General features: G+C 45.2%; 13 protein-coding genes. 3 read left to right on the top strand and 10 right to left on the bottom strand.

All coding sequences use genetic code 11. The annotated features are described in order from the left end of the window. The first annotated feature begins 24 nt into the window (after window positions 1-24). The 3 genes from E5672_RS00825 to E5672_RS00815 are packed head-to-tail and all read left to right on the top strand — an operon-like array spanning window position 25 to window position 5,547. Window positions 25-1,170 (top strand): FIST signal transduction protein, encoded by a 1,146-nt coding sequence (locus tag E5672_RS00825; RefSeq protein ID WP_136780508.1) that lies wholly within the window; start codon window positions 25-27, stop codon window positions 1,168-1,170. Then, entirely contained in the window at window positions 1,167-4,472 is a 3,306-nt protein-coding gene (locus tag E5672_RS00820; RefSeq protein WP_136780507.1) for a PAS domain-containing hybrid sensor histidine kinase/response regulator, read from the top strand. Before E5672_RS00825 ends, E5672_RS00820 begins: the two co-directional genes overlap by 4 nt. Then, window positions 4,459-5,547, top strand: a complete 1,089-nt coding sequence (locus E5672_RS00815; protein ID WP_136780506.1) for an HD domain-containing phosphohydrolase — start codon at window positions 4,459-4,461, stop codon at window positions 5,545-5,547. The genes E5672_RS00820 and E5672_RS00815 overlap by 14 nt, the downstream gene beginning before the upstream one ends. Before the next feature lie 134 nt (window positions 5,548-5,681). Here E5672_RS00815 and E5672_RS00810 read toward each other — a convergent pair whose 3' ends face one another. The 10 genes from E5672_RS00810 to E5672_RS00765 all read right to left on the bottom strand — a co-directional run bounded on the left by E5672_RS00810 (window position 5,682) and on the right by E5672_RS00765 (window position 19,849). Further along, the gene (locus E5672_RS00810) at window positions 5,682-7,031 is read right to left on the bottom strand and encodes a tetratricopeptide repeat protein (protein WP_136780505.1); all 1,350 of its coding nucleotides are present in this window, start codon (window positions 7,029-7,031) and stop codon (window positions 5,682-5,684) included. A gap of 6 nt (window positions 7,032-7,037) precedes the next feature. Further along, on the bottom strand, window positions 7,038-7,646 hold the full coding sequence (locus tag E5672_RS00805) for an energy transducer TonB (protein WP_014948290.1): 609 nt from the start codon (window positions 7,644-7,646) through the stop codon (window positions 7,038-7,040). A 3-nt stretch (window positions 7,647-7,649) separates the two neighbouring features. Then, the gene (locus tag E5672_RS00800) at window positions 7,650-8,057 is read right to left on the bottom strand and encodes an ExbD/TolR family protein (RefSeq protein WP_071817097.1); all 408 of its coding nucleotides are present in this window, start codon (window positions 8,055-8,057) and stop codon (window positions 7,650-7,652) included. Window positions 8,058-8,089: 32 nt separating this feature from the next. Beyond that, window positions 8,090-8,608, bottom strand: coding sequence for a MotA/TolQ/ExbB proton channel family protein (locus tag E5672_RS00795; RefSeq protein ID WP_014978335.1), 519 nt, complete (start codon window positions 8,606-8,608; stop codon window positions 8,090-8,092). Window positions 8,609-8,610: 2 nt separating this feature from the next. Beyond that, window positions 8,611-9,975: a MotA/TolQ/ExbB proton channel family protein gene (locus E5672_RS00790; protein WP_136780504.1), complete on the bottom strand. Its 1,365-nt coding sequence runs from the start codon at window positions 9,973-9,975 to the stop codon at window positions 8,611-8,613. Window positions 9,976-9,988: 13 nt separating this feature from the next. Continuing rightward, window positions 9,989-10,747, bottom strand: a complete 759-nt coding sequence (locus tag E5672_RS00785; protein WP_014948287.1) for a DUF3450 domain-containing protein — start codon at window positions 10,745-10,747, stop codon at window positions 9,989-9,991. A 207-nt stretch (window positions 10,748-10,954) separates the two neighbouring features. After that, window positions 10,955-13,651, bottom strand: coding sequence for a TonB-dependent receptor domain-containing protein (locus tag E5672_RS00780; protein WP_136780503.1), 2,697 nt, complete (start codon window positions 13,649-13,651; stop codon window positions 10,955-10,957). Window positions 13,652-13,747: 96 nt separating this feature from the next. Continuing rightward, entirely contained in the window at window positions 13,748-17,818 is a 4,071-nt protein-coding gene (locus E5672_RS00775; RefSeq protein ID WP_136780502.1) for a beta strand repeat-containing protein, read from the bottom strand. A 214-nt stretch (window positions 17,819-18,032) separates the two neighbouring features. Then, window positions 18,033-18,770, bottom strand: coding sequence for a prolyl hydroxylase family protein (locus E5672_RS00770; protein ID WP_240692127.1), 738 nt, complete (start codon window positions 18,768-18,770; stop codon window positions 18,033-18,035). Window positions 18,771-18,886: 116 nt separating this feature from the next. Beyond that, the gene (locus tag E5672_RS00765) at window positions 18,887-19,849 is read right to left on the bottom strand and encodes a PstS family phosphate ABC transporter substrate-binding protein (protein WP_240692154.1); all 963 of its coding nucleotides are present in this window, start codon (window positions 19,847-19,849) and stop codon (window positions 18,887-18,889) included. Window positions 19,850-19,872: the final 23 nt, after the last annotated feature.

Genomic DNA, 19,872 nt, shown 5'->3' with positions numbered 1-19,872 from the left:
CGCTATGGCTAATCTTCGCTAATCATGTTTTCAAAGACGTTCTTTTTTCAAAGTTTAGATGAGTTAGAACAAGAAAGTGACGCTTTGAGAGCGTTCGCTCCTACCCTACTTATTGTGTACGCATCAGCGCCGTTTTTTACCTCTTCCCAACTATATCTTACGGTAAGCAAAATCTGCGCTAACTGCGTTGGCTGCAGTACAGCAGGTGAAATTTCGGCAAACCGAGTAACCAATAATAGTATCTCTGTCGTAGTCGTTCGTTTTGAATCTTCGTCGTACGTAAAAATACACCAAACAAGGTTGAACGACATGCCCTCTTCTTTTGATGCCGGCCAGTCGCTAGCGCGTGATATTGAGCCAATAGGTCTAAAAGGCATTTATGTATTAGCACCCGGCGTTGAAATAAATGGCTCTGCCTTGCTTAAAGGCATTACGGCTTATGTACCACAAAACGTAAGAATAAGTGGCGGCCTTGCCGGCGATGACGGCGCATTCGAACAAACATACCTACTACATCCCATGGGCATTGATAACCGCAGTGTTGTAGCTGTTGCTTTTTACGGTGAGTCACTCGCTTTTGACTACAGTGCAGGTGGTGGATGGCGGTCATTTGGCCCGGCACGAAGGGTGGCTTCGGCAAAAGCGAACCTGCTGTTCGAACTTGACGACAAGCCAGCACTGGATATTTACAAAGCGTATTTGGGTGAATACGCAGAAGACTTGCCTGCTAGTGGGCTTTTGTTCCCGTTTGAAGTGCTAAATGAAAACGGCGAGCCAACAGGAATAATTAGAACTATTCTTGGCATTGACGAGCAAAACAAAAGCTTAGTATTGGCGGGTGAAGTTAACGAGAACCAATACTTGCGTCTTATGAATGCTTCAACGGAAGACCTCATTGGCGGTGCCATAGACGCGATTGCGCCTATTGCGGAAAAAAACAAAGGCGAAGACTTACACTGCCTCGCCCTGGTGACAAGTTGCGTAGGAAGAAAGTTAGTCATGGGTGACCGTATTGAAGAAGAGGTTGAAGAGTTAGAACGGCAACTTAACAACACGACGAATATTGCTGGGTTCTATTCTTATGGGGAAATCAGTCCGTCTAATAATGAATCCAATTGTGAATTGCACAACCAAACTCTCACTCTCATGTTATTAAAGGAAAAACATTGAATTCACTTTTAGAGCGTCAGTTGCGCCGAGCCTTTCAGCTTGACGAGGCAGTGTCGCTCAAACAGTGGCTGGACAGCCTTAATGAAGACAGCGTCGATAATACGAGTATCACTCATCAAGCACTAAAACAGGGGCTTGCTGCTCTCATTTCTCGTATTAACGAGTCTTATACGTTTAACGAAAGAGATATCAAGCTGAGAGATAGAAGTTTACATATCAGCTCTGAAGAACTCATTGCCGTAAATAGAAAAATGCGCGAGGAATTTGACGAACAAAAAGCGGTTGGTGAGACCTTGCGGCTAGCGGTAAATCAACTTTTAGAGGATAGAAATAAGCCTCTGATAGATGAAAACTTCACAAATCTATCAGATCTGTCTTCGCTAATGTACGAGCTGATAAGAGAACAGAAAAACGCAACTAATGAACTGCTCTTACAGCGCAGAGCCATGGATAAGCACGGCATTGTCGCGACCATCGATATCAATGGCAACTTATTATCAGCAAACGATAAATGCTGTCAGCTCTCTGGCTATTCTCGCGAAGAATTAATAGGACAAAGCACCGCTATTTTTCGTGTTGACAATATCTCGAGTACTGAGCAAGTCGAAATATTAGGAACGCTTGTCAAAGGAGAGATTTGGCAAGGAGAACTCAATAGCCTGACTAAAGATGATAAACCTTGGACCGTATTTGCAACCATTGTCCCTATCGTTGAGTACAACCGACAGGTAAATCGTCTTGTCGTGATTTGTACTGATATGTCAGAGCAATTGCGCCTCGCCAGAAGATTAAAAGAGGATAGAACTTTTCATGAGAGCATTACTGATAGCATTGGTGAAGGTGTTTACGCGGTCAACGGTGAAGGTAAAACCCAGTTCCTAAACCCCGCAGCCTCTCGTCTACTTGGATGGACTCTCAAAGAGCTACAGGAAAGACGTTTCCACGACACGGTTCACTATCAAAAAGGTGATGGAACACTGCTTCCAAGAGAACAATGTCCAGTTAATCTAACAATTAAAAGTGGCACATCGTACACCTCTTATGAAGATTTTTTTACTGATAAACGTGGACGCTTATTCCCTATTTCAATCGTCGCTGTTCCACTTTTCGATAAAGAAGGTAAGCCAGATGGGCATGTTGGCGTTTTCAATGACATTAGCAGCCAAAAAGCCATAGAGCACAAGCTCCAGAAAGCCTACGATGAAGCACAAAGCGCTAACAAAGCAAAAAGTGACTTTCTCGCAACAATGAGCCATGAAATTAGAACACCAATGAATGCCATTATTGGGTTAACTCACCTAGCACTGGAGTCACAAGATAACGAGCAGCAGCAACAGTATTTAGAAAAGGTTCAAAACAGCGCCAATGCTCTGCTTGAACTCGTCGACAGCATTTTAGATTTCTCAAAAGTAGAAGCGAATAAGATCGATATTATTGATGAGCCTTTCACGTTAACAAGGACCATTGAAAAACTAGCACAAGTCTTTCAAGTCAAAGCACAACAAAAGCAACTTCAGCTTCTTTTTGACATTCGTTGTAGCGCTAACATTCCCTGCCAAGGTGATAGTGAGAAGATTTACCAGGTGCTATTAAACCTTCTAAGTAACGCTATAAAGTTCACTGAGAGGGGAAGCGTAACACTTATCGTGGAACAGAAAGGCTCTGAGCTGATGTTCTGCGTATCTGACACTGGAATGGGAATAACTGATGAAGGAAAATCTAAGTTATTTAATGCATTTGTTCAGGCTGATGCTTCAATTTCAAGAAAGTACGGCGGCACGGGGCTGGGATTGGCCATATGCAAGCGCTTAGTAGCGTTAATGGGGGGAAACTTAACCTTAGAAAGCAAAGTTAATGAAGGTAGCCGCTTTTCGTTCTCGTTGCCGGTGTGCCGCAACGACAAGGATGAAACCAAGCCCACATTACCTGCTTCTCTTCCTAAAAACATTTTATGTATTCAAACACATGAAAGCGTAAGGCAAGGCTGTGAGGTACTTAGCACCACATTAGATAGACTAGGTATTCACTGCCAGGTAGTAGATGAAATCAACAACAAACTTCCTGATAGCGCTTCTTTAAGCGTGGTGTTTTTGGCTGACGATGAGGGCAGTTGGAACCGGTTCGCTAATAACTTAGAAGCGGGAGAGTACGGCAACATCAACATTCGTGTCTTGATAAGTTCATTCAGCCGTCAGCAGGTTCAAAAAAGATTAGGAGATATTTTACCAACCGACCTTAATATTGTTGAGCTTCCCTTCATTGATAGCGACCTCGTTTCTACATTATCGCCACTTAAGTCCTCTACAAAGAGACAATCAGTGAACGGCTTAGAAAGCAAAAAGTGGCGAACTATTCGGTTAGCTGACAAGCAGGTTTTAGTTGTTGATGACGACCCCATAAGTGTAGAAATTAGCCAGCAAATACTTATCGATTTAGGTATGAATGTGGTTACAGCCACGACGGGAAAACAAGCCATGGCGCTTTGTGAAGCCTCTAAGTTTGACGCATTATTGCTCGATTGCCACCTGCCCGATATTTCTGGATACGACATAGCAGAAACACTTTCACAACAGCATGGCTGGACGGTCCCCATTATTGCGCTAAGTGCAGACGAAACGCAGGAAGCTTCAGAAAAAGCGCTTGCTGCGGGCATGTGTTTTCATTTAGTGAAACCAGCGAAAGCAGATGAGATCATTCACACTATAGATACCAACATTCATGCAGGTTACATCGAAGTAACCATTCCCGATGATCCTAGCCCTTTCATTTCTTCACTGGTTGCTTTTTACAATAAATACAGTCAGCGGCGTGTAATGTCAGATTTGCTCAACATTTTCCACTCACCGGCTGAAGACAACCTACTCTTAACTGAATTGTATAACGATGCACAACATATCGGTGCCACTACGCTGGCGCAGTGCCTTCATATACTAGTAAAAGCAGATGAGAGGCCAGATACAATCATTGCAAAACATGTGGCAACCCTGTCTTTTGAACTAGATGCCACTCTTCGTCTAATTGCTCATACAGTCAATAAAGATGCGCTAGAAGTTGGTGAAACTTCAAATGAAGACTTGGATGAAGCATCTATTCTTTCAAGTTTAGACACCATAAAAAGCGCGTTAGAGACATACGATGCAAAAGCGCTTGAATATATATCCAGCTTTGCAGCTAAACATTCAGAATCTCAGTTTGCAATTGAAATACATAGGCTAAGACAGCTCGCCTCAATATACGATTTTGAAAAGGCCACGGTCCTAATTAACCAGTTGATAGACACTATTAGTAATGAACAACGTTAAACCCCAAAATAATAGATTCAGCGTACTTGTTGTCGATGATGAACCAGCCAATATTGATATATTGCTTGGAATACTTAGTCCTTATTATGACGTCAAGGTTGCGCCCTCTGGTGCCATAGCTCTCAAAATAGTGCAGCAGTTCACCCCTGACCTTATATTGCTCGATATTATGATGCCGGGAATGGATGGATTTGAGGTGTGCAAGCAATTAAAAACCGACAAATTACTAAGCCAAATTCCAGTAATCTTCGTCACGGCGTTATCCCAAGGCGAAAGCGAAGAAAAGGGGTTCAAACTTGGTGCTGTAGATTACATAACCAAGCCAGTATCACCAAGTATTACACTTGCGCGCGTGAAAACACATATTAGTCTTGCGCACCAAATGCGCATCACCGAAAACTTGGTGGCTAAACGTACTGAAGAACTAAGCAAGAGTCAGCAAAGTGCCATTACCATGTTAGCTGCTGCTGGGCATTATAATGATACAGACACGGGGCATCATATCTGGCGAATGGCGGCCTACAGCAAATGTTTAGCTATTGCCTGCGGCTGGTCCTATGACGACGCTTGCTTGTTGGCGCAAGCGGCGCCCATGCACGACACAGGAAAAATTGGTATTCCCGACGCTATTTTGAAAGCACCTCGTAGGCTCATAAACAGCGAAATGGAAGTGATGCGTACACACGCACAAATTGGCCATAAAATTCTCTCGCAGTGCGATACTCCTTTGTTCAACCTTGCAGCGGAGATTGCGCTATGTCATCACGAAAAATGGAACGGCACAGGCTATCCTGAAGGCTTAACCGGTGAGGACATTCCTCAGAGCGCTCGTATTGTCGCAATTGCAGACGTCTTCGATGCACTTACGATGAAACGTCCTTATAAAAAAGCATGGTCTGATGACGATGCGTTTAATTATTTATTAGAGGGCGCAGGCAAACATTTCGACCCCAATTTAGTAGCATCTTTCATCTCTATTAAACAAGAAATCTTAGAAACCAAGAGATATTGGAATCAGTTAGAAGCCGAAGGACAGATGGCATCAGTGAGCGACTTACTTCCTCAAAACTCTTAATTAAGGCATGACACCTTATTCAATTTAACGAAGAAGGTGAGCGACGTTTTGATGATGGAGAGAGTAAATAAATGTCATAAAAAAAGGTCGATATTATCGACCTTTTCAAAAAGTATACGTGTTGAGCGCAGGGCTTAACTTGCGCCAAGCTCGGCAGCGATGGCATCAGCCTGGCGTTTTTCGCCTTGGACAAACTGCTTCCACTGCTGTGCCATAGCCCGGCTTTTCTGATGCTTTTCAGCTTCTGCTAATTGGTTAAGGGCAAGGGCATATTGCTTTTTATTATAAAGGGCCATGCCTTTTATCAAGTAAACCAAACCAGGGTTTCTTAATTCACCTTTTTCAAACGCGCGGTCGGCCGCAGCAATCGCATCGTCAAAACGCTCTTCATTAAGAAGAATTTGCGCTAACTGTGCATCTAACTCACCGTCTTCAGACAGTTCAGCCGCTTGCATCATAACCGGAATGGCTTTGTCTTGCTCTTTAGCAAGTGACCAGCTTTGGCCTAAGAACTTAAGGTTGCGCAAGTTTTTCTCAAGCACACCGTCGTTCATCGCCTGCTCCATCAACTTAGCACCTTTATAAGGTACACGGTGATAGTAATAAAGCTGCGCCATGTTAAACACATCAGCGGATGTATTAACGAACCCGCGCTGATAGGCGGTTTCCATAATAGCCAACTGCTTGCGCTCTTCACCTAGCTCGCCATACATACCAGCTAGCTGGATCCAATATTTAGGCTCGTCAAACAACTTCACCATTTTAATAAGAACGTCTTTAACCTTCTGAGGCTGCTTGAGTTCGTAAAAAATAGCACGTTGAAGAATTAACCACCCTTCATCAGGGATCATGCCTTCTGCTTCGTGATCGGCAACGGCTTCAGAAATCCACATTGCAGCTTCGTCGTACTGTTTATTTTGGTAGTACGCCTGGGCCTTTATCACTTTATTTTTAACCGGTACAGGGCCTGTATTTAGGCTTTCCCAACGTTCCAAATAAGTGATGGTGTCGTCGTAATTACCTTGCATAAGGTTAAGCTGAGCCAAACTGAAAAGCGTGGTCATTTCAAACTTTTCAGGAATAGGCTGCTGCTCTACGACTTTCGCGAACGATTCTAACGCCTTTGTATAGTCTTCGTTGTTGTAATAAATGAAGCCGAAAAAGTTGTACATCATGGCTTTTTCGTAGGCGTTCATAGAGTGAGACTTATCTTCCACTTCTTTCAAAATGGAAATAGCTTCTTCTACATCGCCAGCTTCATCTGCTGCCGTTTGTGCACGGGCTAGTTGCTCGTAGACTTTGCCGCGAAGCGTTGGTACCCGACGGGTTTGCTTATCGCTAGCTTTTATCTCTTGTCCATCTTGCTGCTCAGCCTCTTGCGCTATTGCGTTAGAAGCAATGAACATAGTAGGTACAGATACCGTGGCCGATGCAAATGCAAACGCCAGTGCACTAAGCAAGGTATTCGTTTGTTTTCTCATCATGTTCTGTTACCCGTCAATTTGGAACGTAATACGGTTTTGCACACCAGACACTTCTGTTGCTTCACCGTTAACCACGCGAGGCTTATATTTAAACTTCATAGCAGCATCTATCGCCGCTTGTTCAAAAATACCTGAAGGGTTAGCTTCGACAACAATTGGGTCGCGTACTGCGCCTTGCTTAGTTACTGTAAATTCAACAATAACGAAACCTTCAATACCCCGTTGAAGTGCACGTCGTGGATAAACTGGCGCTACTTTAACGATAGGTAGATATTCACCGTCACCAGATTCAAGAGCCAACCCGCCTTCTAGCGAGATGTCGTCCCCGACTTCAGCACCAAAGTCCATCGACGTGCCTTCCGCATCTGGAGAAGGTGAGTCCATTTGAGGCTGCTCCATTTGCGGTGGCGGCTCTTCAGGCTTAGGTGGCTTTTTCGGCTTACGATCTTTTTTCTCAACCTGTTCATCCTGCTTAACCCTTACGAAGTCAAGCACGCTTCCCTTTGGCGGCTCAGTTAGTGCACTGCCACCCATCTTGATAAGCGATTGCATCAAGAAGAACAGGCCTAACGTGATCGCAAGGGAAATAACAAATGCGATTAAATATCGTGGCATGATTTATTGCTCTTGGGCTGCAATCGAAACATCGTAAACGCCAGCGGCTCGCGACGCATCCATAACCTTAATCAAGGTTTCTGTTGTAGCCTTCTTGTCGGCCTGAATCACAACAGTACCCTGAGGGTTTTCGGCGTGTAAGCGCTCGATGTTCGCCTGAACTGCGCGAACGTCGATACGACGTTTGTTAATCCAAATTTCGCCTTTATCTGAAATAGCGATAAGGATATTAGCGCGGTCCTTTTTCACAGCAGTGGCTGCTTCAGGACGGTTAACATCAATACCTGCTTCTTTCACAAATGACGCAGTCACAATGAAGAAGATCAACATGATAAATACAACGTCCAGCATGGGCGTCATGTCGATGGCTGCTTCTTCTTCATCGACTAAGTTTTGAAAGTGCTGCTTCATAATAAATACCTTACCTTAACGCTTAGCTAGCATTAACGTTGAATAATCAATGCATCCTCAAGATGCGTGCGTTCTGATTTCACCATACGAGTTAACCAGGTAGCGGCGAATACGCCTGAAAGTGCGCCAACCATGCCCGCCATTGTCGGGATGGTAGCTTTCGATACACCTGATGCCATTGAACGAGCATTACCTGAACCCGCAATAGCCATTACATCGAACACTTCAATCATACCGGTAACCGTTCCCATCAAGCCTAGCAGCGGACAAAGCGCAACCAGTGACTGGATAATTGGGATGCTGCCGTTTAGGCGCATGGTTAACTGTGAAATTGTCTTCTGACGAACTTGCTCTGCGAACCAAGAAGAACGATCGGTACGTGCTGTCCACATTGCTACCGCTTCTTTCTTGGCTTGCTTATGCCAAACCATCAGATACATCGCACGCTCGAGGATCAAAAGCCACATAACGAATATCAGCAGACCGATGACCAGGAGAACCTGGCCACCTGTTTCTGTGAAATCGCGAATTGCTTCTAGAAACTCGATCATGATTAGCCTCGCTCAGCGCGCTCTGCAATTACGCCAGACGCCTGTTCTTGTAGGATGTACACAATGTTCTTCGAACGTGTGTTTAGCATTGCGTAAAGCAGTGTCATTGGAATCGCTACAACAAGACCTAGTACTGTTGTTACAAGTGCAGTTGAAATACCACCCGCCATTAGTTTCGGGTCACCTGTACCAAACAAGGTAATTGCCTGGAAGGTATTAATCATACCGGTTACCGTACCTAGTAGACCCATAAGCGGCGCAACTACTGAGATAATCTTAATGATAGTTAGGTTACGACCTAGTTTAGGTACTTCGCCTAAAATCGCTTCTGTAAGGTGAAGCTCAAGTGCTTCTACATCTGCGTTTGGATATTCATCACGAACTTTAAGTACACGGCCAAGCGGGTTGTTAGTATTAACTTCTTTGCTCTTAAGCTGTTTGTTCACTTTCATGCGCGTTAGCGTAAGCGTTACTAAGCGCTCAAGTGCAAGTAGTAGACCGAATGCACCAACGATAAGGATGATATAACCTACAACACCACCCTGCTCTACACGCTCTTTAAGGTTAGGCGCTTGAACAAGAAGCCCAAGGATTGAACCACCTGTTGGGTCGATACCAAACTGAACGAGTTCACCATTTGATGCTTGTAGTTCTGCAGCAGAGTCCATGTAACGGTCAGCAGGCTGACGTACTAACTCAGATACTGTGCCGGTTACGCCGTTGTAGTCTAAGTATTTGCCATCAGCAACTAGAGCAAACGGACCAACGCGTACTACCGATTTATTCACTTTTTCACCGCCCGCTTCAACAACGTCAGTTGTGAAGGTGGTGACTTTGCCGGCTTCCGTCATTTCGCGCTGCATTTCAAACCAAACGCGCTCAATTTCTTCAATTGATGCAAGTTTAGAGCTTGAACCCATGTCTTGTGCCATTTTATCAAGGAAGTCAGCACGACCCGGAATTTGTGCAGAAATAACTGAGTTATAGAATTTATTTTTGGTGTCGCCAGCGATTTGCTGAAGTACACCGAATAGCTCTTTAAGTGAACCGAGGCGCGTGTCTAGTGCACCGTTTAAGTCAGCCAGTTTAAATTCGTTTTCTTCGAACTGAGTTTCAAGCTGCTCTGATTGTGCAAGCATTTGGTCGCGCTTTTCACGGGTTTCGCGAAGAATGCGATCTTGCTCTGCACGTTGCGCTTGGAAATCACGCTCGCGCTGTTTGTTTTGCTGAGACTGTGCGAACTGACCTTCTTCTAATTGCTTAAGAAGTGCGTCTAAGTCCATAGCACGGTCGCTTTGTGCGAAAGCACCAACGCTGATGCTAAGGGCTGCTAGACCAACAGCGATACGTTTTACTGTGTTAAACATTCTCATCAACCTCTTAGTCTGTAATTGCCACTGGCAGCATTAGCAAGTCTGGTGCAAGTTGCTTCTTCGCCATGCGCAGACCTTTTGTAATTTGTGTACGGTAGCTGCTATCAAGCTCTTCCCACTGACGAGTTTGCTTGTTCCAAACACCCTGCATGCTTGCATCACGTGTTTGATAAATTAGCGCTGTACGACCAAGGCGTAGGAATTCAACGTCACGCTCTTGACCGTTAATTGAATGAATACCGCTGTACGCTTCCATAGTGCGGCCATAGTCCATTTCTACTTGGTACGCTTCCATTACGCGGCGGAATTTTTCAGACGCTGCAACGTCAGCTCGGTCCATCATGGCGCGAAGGTCAGCAACGCGATTTGCTCGCTCTTCAGGAAGGAAAGGTACGTCTAGCGCAACGAACTGCTCTAGGCCGTCAATCATGCGCATCATTAGTGGCGTGATTTGACGCTCAACAACAGACACTTCATCGATAGCAGCGTTCAGGTCTGCCATTTCTTGTTCTTGGTTATTGATTTGCTTACGAAGCTGAGTGTTATAAACCTCAAGGCCTTCGATTTCTTTCATCAATGTTTTGAACTGTTGAAGTTTGCTGTCGATTTGATCGGTAATACCGTTAATCTTTTCTTGCGATTTCGCCGCTGACTCGTTTATTTTCGCTGCCTCATCGACAACGGGTTTTAAGACTTCATCGTCTTGTGCAAGCACGGGTGTCGCTGCTAGCGCACCTGCTACAAGCAAGGCATTGATAAGCTTCATACATTCAAACCTTTAAAGTTAAAAGAAATCGGTTGTATCCGACTATAAATTTCTGCGCGTAGGATAGGATTTTTCTGTGACAGTTTTATTACGAAACTGTCATAAATCGATGACTATTGTCACAAAAAGAAAAGCCCGGCAGGAAAACCGGGCTTAATGCGATTGTTGCTGCTCCCTTATTAGAGAAGCAGAACTGGATGTATTTTCTTAGAAGTTATAAGTAATTGAAGCATTAATACCTGTACCTACGCTGAGCTTACGCAGCGTAAGACCTTCTTGCTCAATTTCTTTCTCATCGTTAAAGAGGTTTTGTACACGTAATTTAATCGTAGTGTTGAAGTCTGGATAGTAAGTATAAACGGCATCCAATGAATGGAACGGTTTTTCAATACCATCTTCAAAACCACGTACGCCAGGTGCAATGATACGTTCACCGAATGAGTTATAAACTAATGACGCTGAATGCTCACCGTTATCAGAATCCCAACCTAGCTGAAGGTTAGCAACCCATTCCGAGTGACCTACTAGACGACGTTTGTCGTTAGTAATGGTCGCCGTAATAGTACCGCCGTAAGCTTCACGTGCCTGCTGAGAGAACAGTGATTCTTGATCGCCACTACCAATGGTTACTTCTGAATCGGAAAGCGTCATGTTTCCTGATACAAAGAAGTTACTGAAGTTATCACCAATAAAGCCAAGGTCGTGCAAGAATTCAAACTCGATACCGTACAACTCACCTTCCTGACCGTTAGCCGTTAGTAGCTGAGGTACACCTTCACCGCCGTCAAACTGCACCATCTCAATAGGGTTTTCCATATCTTTATAGAAAAGTGCAACAGACAAGTTGTTACCCTGTGACATATACCACTCCCAACGGAAGTCGATATTGGTCAATTCAGTTTCAACCAATGAAGGAGAACCACGTACAAGGAATTCTGTCAGCGGGTCAATAAAGAAGGTTGAGCTAATATCACGTAGGTCAGGACGAATTAGTGTCTGGCTTATGTTAAAGCGATACTGCATTTCTTCACTTGGGATATAAGTGAAAGCCAATGACGGTAGTACATCAGTTTCGTTGTAGATACTGTCAACAATCGCATCGGTATCATCCGCAAACGTATCAGAATGCTCGACAAATGGAATTGATACTTGCTGGAAGTCTTCATAACGAGCACCGCCACTTACGCGGAACTTCTGGTTGAAGAATGCATCAACCATGAAATAGCCTGCGGTAAGTTTAGTTGCCGCAGAATACTTATCACCTGCACCTGTGTTGTCCTGAAACACAGAACTACCCGTTGAGCTGGTGTAGAAGTCGTCGTTATAGATATTTTCTTGTGAGAAAATTTCGTTCAAACGACTACCTTCTTTAAAGTCAGAAGAAATACCAAAATGACGCACCGCTAAGTCGATATTGTTACCGTCACGGGTTTTGTCGTAGTAATCCATACCGGCTTTAAGTTCAACGTCGTAGCCATCGCCGAAGAACGCAGTAGACACGTTGAAGCCATAGGTATCAGACTCATCATAAAGCACCTGATATTGACGGTTAAGGTTAGTTCCTGGCGTATCATCAAGACGCTCAAGCTCTAATGCACCTGACTCATCGTAGAACTGCTGGAATGTTACCTCCATGATATCCGGCGCTTCACGAGACGCACGGCTAGTTCCCACGTACCAATCGAAAAACACACCGTCCAACAAGTTAAGGAAGTTGTGCGTGCCTTTAAGCTGTGAAGAAACCATTTCACGCTCTTCGAAAATAATATCCATACGGCGGAATTCTTCCACGCCAGGGTTAGATTCACTTTCGTCGAAATAGTATCCATCGCGAACACGGTCACGCATGTCGTGAAGGATCATGTTCACAAGTTCTACTTTGTGGTTGCTGTTGTACTCGTAACCCACGTTGAACATGCCGCTCCAACGTACGTTTTGTTCAGTAGACACCATGTCGCGATATTTAGTGAAGCGTGGATTTTCCTGACCACCACCGATATCGTTACCTAACATCTCTTCGGCAACTGTCCATTCGTTGCTGTAAGAAACCGTTGCAAGGAAACCAAGTACAGAGTCGTTGTCGAATACGTAATTGTTACCAATGGTCGTACCCAAGCTGAAGTTCGGGTCTACAGACTTTTCGTCTGGGCCGATGTCCCAGTTAAATGAACTTAGGATATCCTGCGTTTCAGCCAGAGTTCTTGTACGGTCACCCTCAAAGCCTGCAGAACCATTTGCAGCAAGACCTGAGCTGATAATGTCAGGCAGTGCACGGGTACCGTCGTCACGACCAGTCCAATCATCGCCGCCACCAGAATAGAAAACACCGGTGTCGCTGTTTTGCGTATTCCAACCGCCACCTGCGCTTACATTAAATACAAATTCAGATGGGATTGATTTAGTGCGAATGTTTACGTTACCACCACCAAAGTGACCAGGCATATTGGGTGAGTAAGATTTCTGAACGTTCAGGCTTTCGATGATACTTGATGGGAATAAATCAAGCGGTACAACCGAGCGCGTAGGATCCGGACTTGGTACCGTCATGCCATTTAGCTGTGTGCTTGAATAACGCTCACCCAAACCACGAACGTAGATAAATTTACCGTCAACTAGCGTAAGACCTGTTACACGTCGAAGTGCAGCAGCGGCATCGCCGTCACCGGTACGAGAAATTTGTTCTGCGCCAAGAATATCAGCAACGAACGCCTGATTTTGACGCTCTTGTAAAACCGCCGTTGCGGTTCCTTTAAGTCGCGTGCCCGTAGCAACGACTTCTTCAATTACTTCGTCTTCTGATTGCTGTGCTACTGCTGATAACGGTAACGCACTTGCGCCAAGAATGGACGCGATAGCCAGCGAAAGTCCACCGACTTTAAATGCTGACGTTTGATTGTTTTTCATTGTGTAACTCCTAAGAAACTGTAATCAGGTAGCTGCGCTTACACAAAAGCTAAGGCGTAAGAACGCCTTAGCTTTACTGTGTCTTGCATTCACTTATTAGTCTTGAAGACCAACAGTTACCCAACCCAGTGTCCAGTCAGACTCACCGTCGAATGCACCTTGGAAGTCTGTGCTATCAAAGAAAGCGTCCAAAGTAGAAGCGTCGAAGCCTGAACCTAATAAAACTGAATTGCTTGCAGGTACGAAACCTGTTGAATCAAGGCCAAGTGCTGCAGTGTCAGCAAGTACACTGTTGCCTTCTTGACCTTCAAACCATGCTTGTGTGCTGTCTGTACCAATTGTGTCTGAACCGAAAGCACTCGTAGATGAACATGCTACTGTTGAGTGTGTAACAGTTAGTGAACCTGCTGCCGCATTAGCAATTGACTCATCACCATTCACTCGTAGGCAGTTGCTGTAGTTTGCACCACCAGTGACCACTAGGTTTTTGATTGTACCCGCTGTACCGTTGCGAAGACGTACACCGTTTGTATTGTCTGCACCTAAGATTGTTACATTAGATACTGTTGGTGTAGTCAGAGGTGTCCACGCAGGGTTATCTTCGTTATTGTCAGCTTCGAACGCATTGTCGCCGCCCGCTGCATCTTGCTTGATAACTACGTACTGCGCCTTACCTGTCCAACCGAATGACCAGTCTAGAGAGTCATCACCGATAGCCGTTAATACTAAGTGGCTTACGTTCACTGTACCACCGAAGAACTCAACGCCATCATCTAGGTTTTGGTGAACTTGGATGAAGTCAACTTCAGTGCCACTACCTACACCCGCAAATGAAATACCGTTTAGCTCATCACCTGCCGCAAGTGCTTTACCTGCGTGCTTCACGATAACGTAGCGAAGCGTACCTGAGTTATCTTCACTGTCTGCACCACCGTATAGGCCTGCATCACCTTCTGCAGCTACACCACAGTTAGCCAGTTCAGTTTCAGAAGTATCACCGTCGTCACCTGTATTACACAGGTTTGTTGGTGCGTTACCTAGAATAACCAGACCGCCCCATTGGCCAATAGCTGTTTCGCCACCAGTCATATCTTCTGAAGATGTGAAGGTAATTGGCAGTGTTGCAGTACCAGACGCTTCAATCTTAGAGCCACGACGAACAACTAAGAAATCATCACCATCTTCACCGAATACTGTCGTACCGCGCTGAATGTAAAGTGAAGCGCTGTCAGCGTTGTCGTTACCTACCGCTGTGCGACCTTTAATTAGCCAGTGAGCATCGTTAGTTAGCGATACATCAGTAGTAAACACAGTGTCAGCTGCAAGCTGATAAACAGGCTTGTCAGTAATATCAGGGAAGCTAGCAGACACGTCAGTCGCCAAGCCTTGCTCTAGTGCCGTTGTAACGTCAGCCGGAATGCTATCGTTTACCGCAACAGTCCAACCGTCCATCCAGTTGTTGTCACCGTCAAACGCACCGATATAGTCAGTTGCTGCGAAGAAATCATTCTCTTCTGATACATCAACGCCCGCACCAAGAAGTGGTGAGCCAGAGCGAGGTGTAAAGCCATCGTTAGAAAGCATTAGCGCGTCAGCAGTAAGTACGCTGTTGCCCGTTTGTCCTTCGAACCATGCCTGAGTAGTACCACCACCAATAGTGTCTGAACCAAAGTTATTGCCTGATTCACAAGCAACCACTGAATGTTCTACAGACAGTTCGCCAGATACTGCGTTAGCAATTGACTCGTCGCCATTAACACGTAGGCAGTTAGAGTAGCCTTCACCAGCAGTAACAACCAGGTTGCGAATATTACCCGCAGTACCGTTGCGTAAACGTACGCCGTTAGTAGAGTCAGCGCCAACGATAGTTACGTTAGAAATAGTAGGCTTAGTGAGTGGAAGCCACGCTGGGTTGTCTTCGTTGTTATCAGCTTCAATAGCGTTGTCGCCACCAGCAGCTGACTGTTGGATATAAACGTTTTGCGCGTTACCGGTCCAACCGAAAGACCAATCTAGCGAGTCATCACCGATATCAGTAAGCACAACGTTACGTACGCTAACTGTACCGCCAAAGAACTCAATACCGTCGTCCAGGTTTTGGTGAACCTGAATGTACTCAACTTTAGTGCCTGAACCGATACCTGCAAATGAAATACCGTTTAGCTCGTCACCCGCTGCTAGAGCGCGGCCCGCGTGCTTAACTACTACGTAGCGAAGTGAACCCGTGCTGTCTTCTGGGTTATTACCGCCGTAAAGGCCTGCATCACCTTCAGCAGCAACACCACATGCAGCAAGTTCAGCGTCAGAGGTATCTGAATCGTCACCGGTATTACATAGGTTAGTTGGTGCATTACCTAGAAGTACGATACCGCCCCATTGGCCGATACCTGTTTCATCACCGTTAAGATCTTGTACAGAGGTAAACGTGATAGGTGCACTTGCTGTACCGTTAGCTTCAATCATTGAGCCACGACGTACTACTAAGAAGTCATCACCTTGCTCACCAAACACAGTCGTGCCTTGTTCGATGTATAGTGTTGCGCTGTCTTCGTTATCGTTACCTACTGCAGTACGGCCTTTAATTAGCCAGTAAGCATCGTTGGTAAGAGTAACGTCAGATGTGAATGTGGTGTCTGCAGCAATTTCGTAAACCGGCTTGTCTAGGTCGAAGTCAGCCGATACGTCTGTTGCTAAACCCTGTGCAAGTGCGTTTTGAACGTCAGTTGGGAAACCGCCGTTTACGCCAACCGTCCAACCGACAGTCCAGTCTGTGCCATTAGGGTTGAATGCACCGATATATTGACCGCCGCCAAGTGCAACCGGAGAAGAGGCAGTTGGGAAGTAACCGTTGTCTTCAAGCATTAATGCAGAAGCAGCTAATACGCTGTTGCCATCTTGACCTTCAAACCATGCTTGAGTAGTGCCACCGTTAATGGTGTCAGAACCAAAGTTGTTCGCAGGCGTTTCACACGCAACAATTGAATCAGTAATAGAAAGCTCGCCCGACTCAGCGTTAGCAATTGCTTCGTCACCATTTACACGTAGGCAGTTGTTTGCAAGTGCTGAACCCGTTATTAGAACGTTTGAAAGCACGCCTGCCGTACCATTACGTAGACGTACACCATTGGTGTTGTCTGCACTAACAATAGTCACGTTTGAAATAGTTGGCTTAGTTAGCGGTAACCAAGACGGGTTGTCTTCGTTGTTATCCGCTTCGATTGCGTTGTCGCCACCGTCAGCTGACTGTTGGATATAAACGTTAGTTGCGCTACCAGTCCAACCAAATGACCAATCTAGCGAATCGTCACCGATGTCAGTAAGTACAACGTTACTTACGTTAACTGTACCACCGAAGAACTCAATACCGTCATCAAGGTTTTGGTGAACCTGAATATAGTTAACTGTAGTGCCTGAACCAATACCAGCGAATGAAATACCGTTTAGCTCGTCACCTGATGCCAGTGCTTTACCCGCATGCTTAACTACAACGTACTCTAGTGTACCTGAGTTATCTTCTGGGTTATTACCGCCGTATAGACCGGCATCACCTTCTGCAGAAACACCACAGTTTGCAAGTTCTTCGTCAGAAGTATCTGCGTCGTCACCCGTATTACAAAGGTTGGTCGGTGCATTACCTAGTAGAACCACACCGCCCCACTGACCGATTGAAGTTTCTTCACCAGTAACGTCCTGTACCGATGTCATCACGATAGGCGCTGAAGACGTACCAGATGCGTCAATTTGAGAGCCACGACGAACAACCAAGAAGTCATCGCCATCTTCGCCGATTACTGTAGTACCTTCTTGAATAGTTAATACCGCTGCATCAGCGTTGTCGTTACCAACCGCCGTACGACCTTTGATGATCCAGTGAGCATCGTTCGTTAAGGTCATATCTTGAGTGATAGTTAAATCGGTATCTAAACGATAAACAGGCTTATCTGTAATCGTTCCTGAGAATTCGCTTGATACGTCTGTGGCAAAGCCAAGAGAGAACGGCGTATCTACATCAGGGGTAGTCGGTGTTGTTGGTGTTGTAGGTGTAGTTGGTGTTGTTGGAGTTGTTACTACTTCATCACCTTCATTAATATTGATGTCACCGCCACAGCCTGCAAGGACAAGCGCAGTCGTGATAGCACTTACCTTAAATATGTTACGAATTTCCATTAAATTCTCCAGATTTTCAGATTTTTGTAATACGGATTCTAAGGTTTGCTAGAGAGTAAATGAGATCGGTGACATTTTTGTTACAAAGTAAAAAACTTATCGAATTTATTTGAACTTTTTCAGCTTTGAACTAAAGCCTGCGTAAAGCTATTACTTTTCAATTAGATAAAACGAAGTAGATTAAAAATAAAACTAAAAGCTTGGCTTAAGGTGATTAGTTTTTCGTTCTAAACCATTTGGTTATGACAGTTTTGTGACCACGAGTGACAGGCTCTGCGAAATGAATACTGTTAAGGTTGGGGTCGCCAGAGGGCAGCAAATTATTCCAAAAGAGTGCCATTCCCTTTTTCGGTCTTACTGCAATATCTAGCTTGGTAAAGCGGGTGTGACCGCCGTCACATTCATCATTTAAGTAAATCATACATGTCCATGTTCGCTGACCACGCGATAGGCAATGCGTTTTATACTGCGGGCTTCCTGGAGGAAAGAAATCGTAGTGAGGTTTGTAATATTCCCCAACATTGTAGTGCTGGGCCTGAATAACTTCCCCTTCTCCCACGCCCAAACTAAGGGTTGAAACAATGCGACTATCAACGTCTTTGACTAGCTTATTACCGAGAAAGGCTAATTCACATGTTGAAGAGGTTCTAATGTCATCAGCGCTAGCGGCTCCCGCCAATTTAGAGGGCGCGAGTTTATCTTTGGTCAACGCAACAATGTCGTCACACTCTTGGCTGCTCAAGAAGTCATCGTACGCAAAGAGCTGAATGTCACTGGGTTCGGCCAGAGGTTTAGCCTGTTCCACGCGGGTGATAGCACTTTTTGCTAGCTTCTCGTAGAAACTTGAAGAGGGAGAAAACTGATAATTGGTGGGCAAATTGGCGCCGAGCACTTTTTTAATAGTGTCGGGAGAAAAACCGTTTTCCGCTAGCGTTGTCACGATCGTTGACACAGCTGTCCCTGATAGCAGGCATTTGACTACCCATTGTTTCCACGCTGGCGGCATATACGACACAGTTTTATCCTTTGCTTTTAACGGCGAGTGATGCGACTTCTACTTTCGCTTTTCTATTCCAATAATCGGCGCTGGCGTACCAATACATCTTCACGAATGGGGAAATATCCGTCTCTTAACACCTGCTGCTGCCCTTCCTGTGACAATATATAACGCAAAAACTCCCTTTCCAGAGTAGGTAAAGGCTCACCGGGCTTTTTATTTATCACTAAATAAAGAAAACGGGCAAACGGATACGTTTCGTTACGCACGGTGTCAATAGAAAGAGGGATTAAGCTGTCTAGCGACTCACCTAAAGGCAAAGCGCGAACCCCTGCAGTTTTATAGCCGTAAGCGGCATAGCCAATCGCGCCTGTACCGCTGGCCACAGACAATACTACAGAAGCAGAGCCAGGTTGCTCGTTTACCGTATTCTTAAAGTCACCATCGCACAGCGCCATCACTTTGAACAAGCCATAAGTACCCGATACCGAATTTCGACCGTATAGCCTGATAGGAGAACGATAGCCTATATCGTTAACACCGAGTTGAGACCAATTGGTAATGGCCTTATTGCTGCCACAAAACTGGGTTTCAGAAAACACCGCGTCAACTTGCTCAAGGGTCATACCCGGCAGCGGATTGCGTCTATCCACAAAAATGGCGATGGCATCCATTGCCACTTTTAATACTGTAGGCGGGTAACCGTGGGTTCGCGTGAAGTCCCGTATTTCACTGGGCTTTAATTCCCGGCTCATAGGGCCTATGGTGGCAGTACCTTCAATAAGTGCGGGCGGAGCGGTGGATGAACCAGACGCCTGTATTTGAAAGCCGACCTGAGGATAAAGGGTTTTGAATTCCTGTGACCAAAAAGTCATTAAGTTTGCCAGTGTGTCTGAGCCAACAGAGGATATTTTTCCTGCCACCCCAGGTTTACGTTCATAGGCAGGTACTTGATAAACGCTTAAAGCAGTAGGTGAACTTTTTGTATCTTGGGCGATTGCGTGTGTTGCTAAAGAGCATAACACGCTTATCATCAGAAATAGGTTTGAAAGACTAC

The organism is Alteromonas portus (assembly GCF_005117025.1).
GTDB classification, from domain to species: Bacteria; Pseudomonadota; Gammaproteobacteria; order Enterobacterales; family Alteromonadaceae; genus Alteromonas; species Alteromonas portus.
This window is presented reverse-complemented; position numbering and strand designations above follow the sequence as displayed.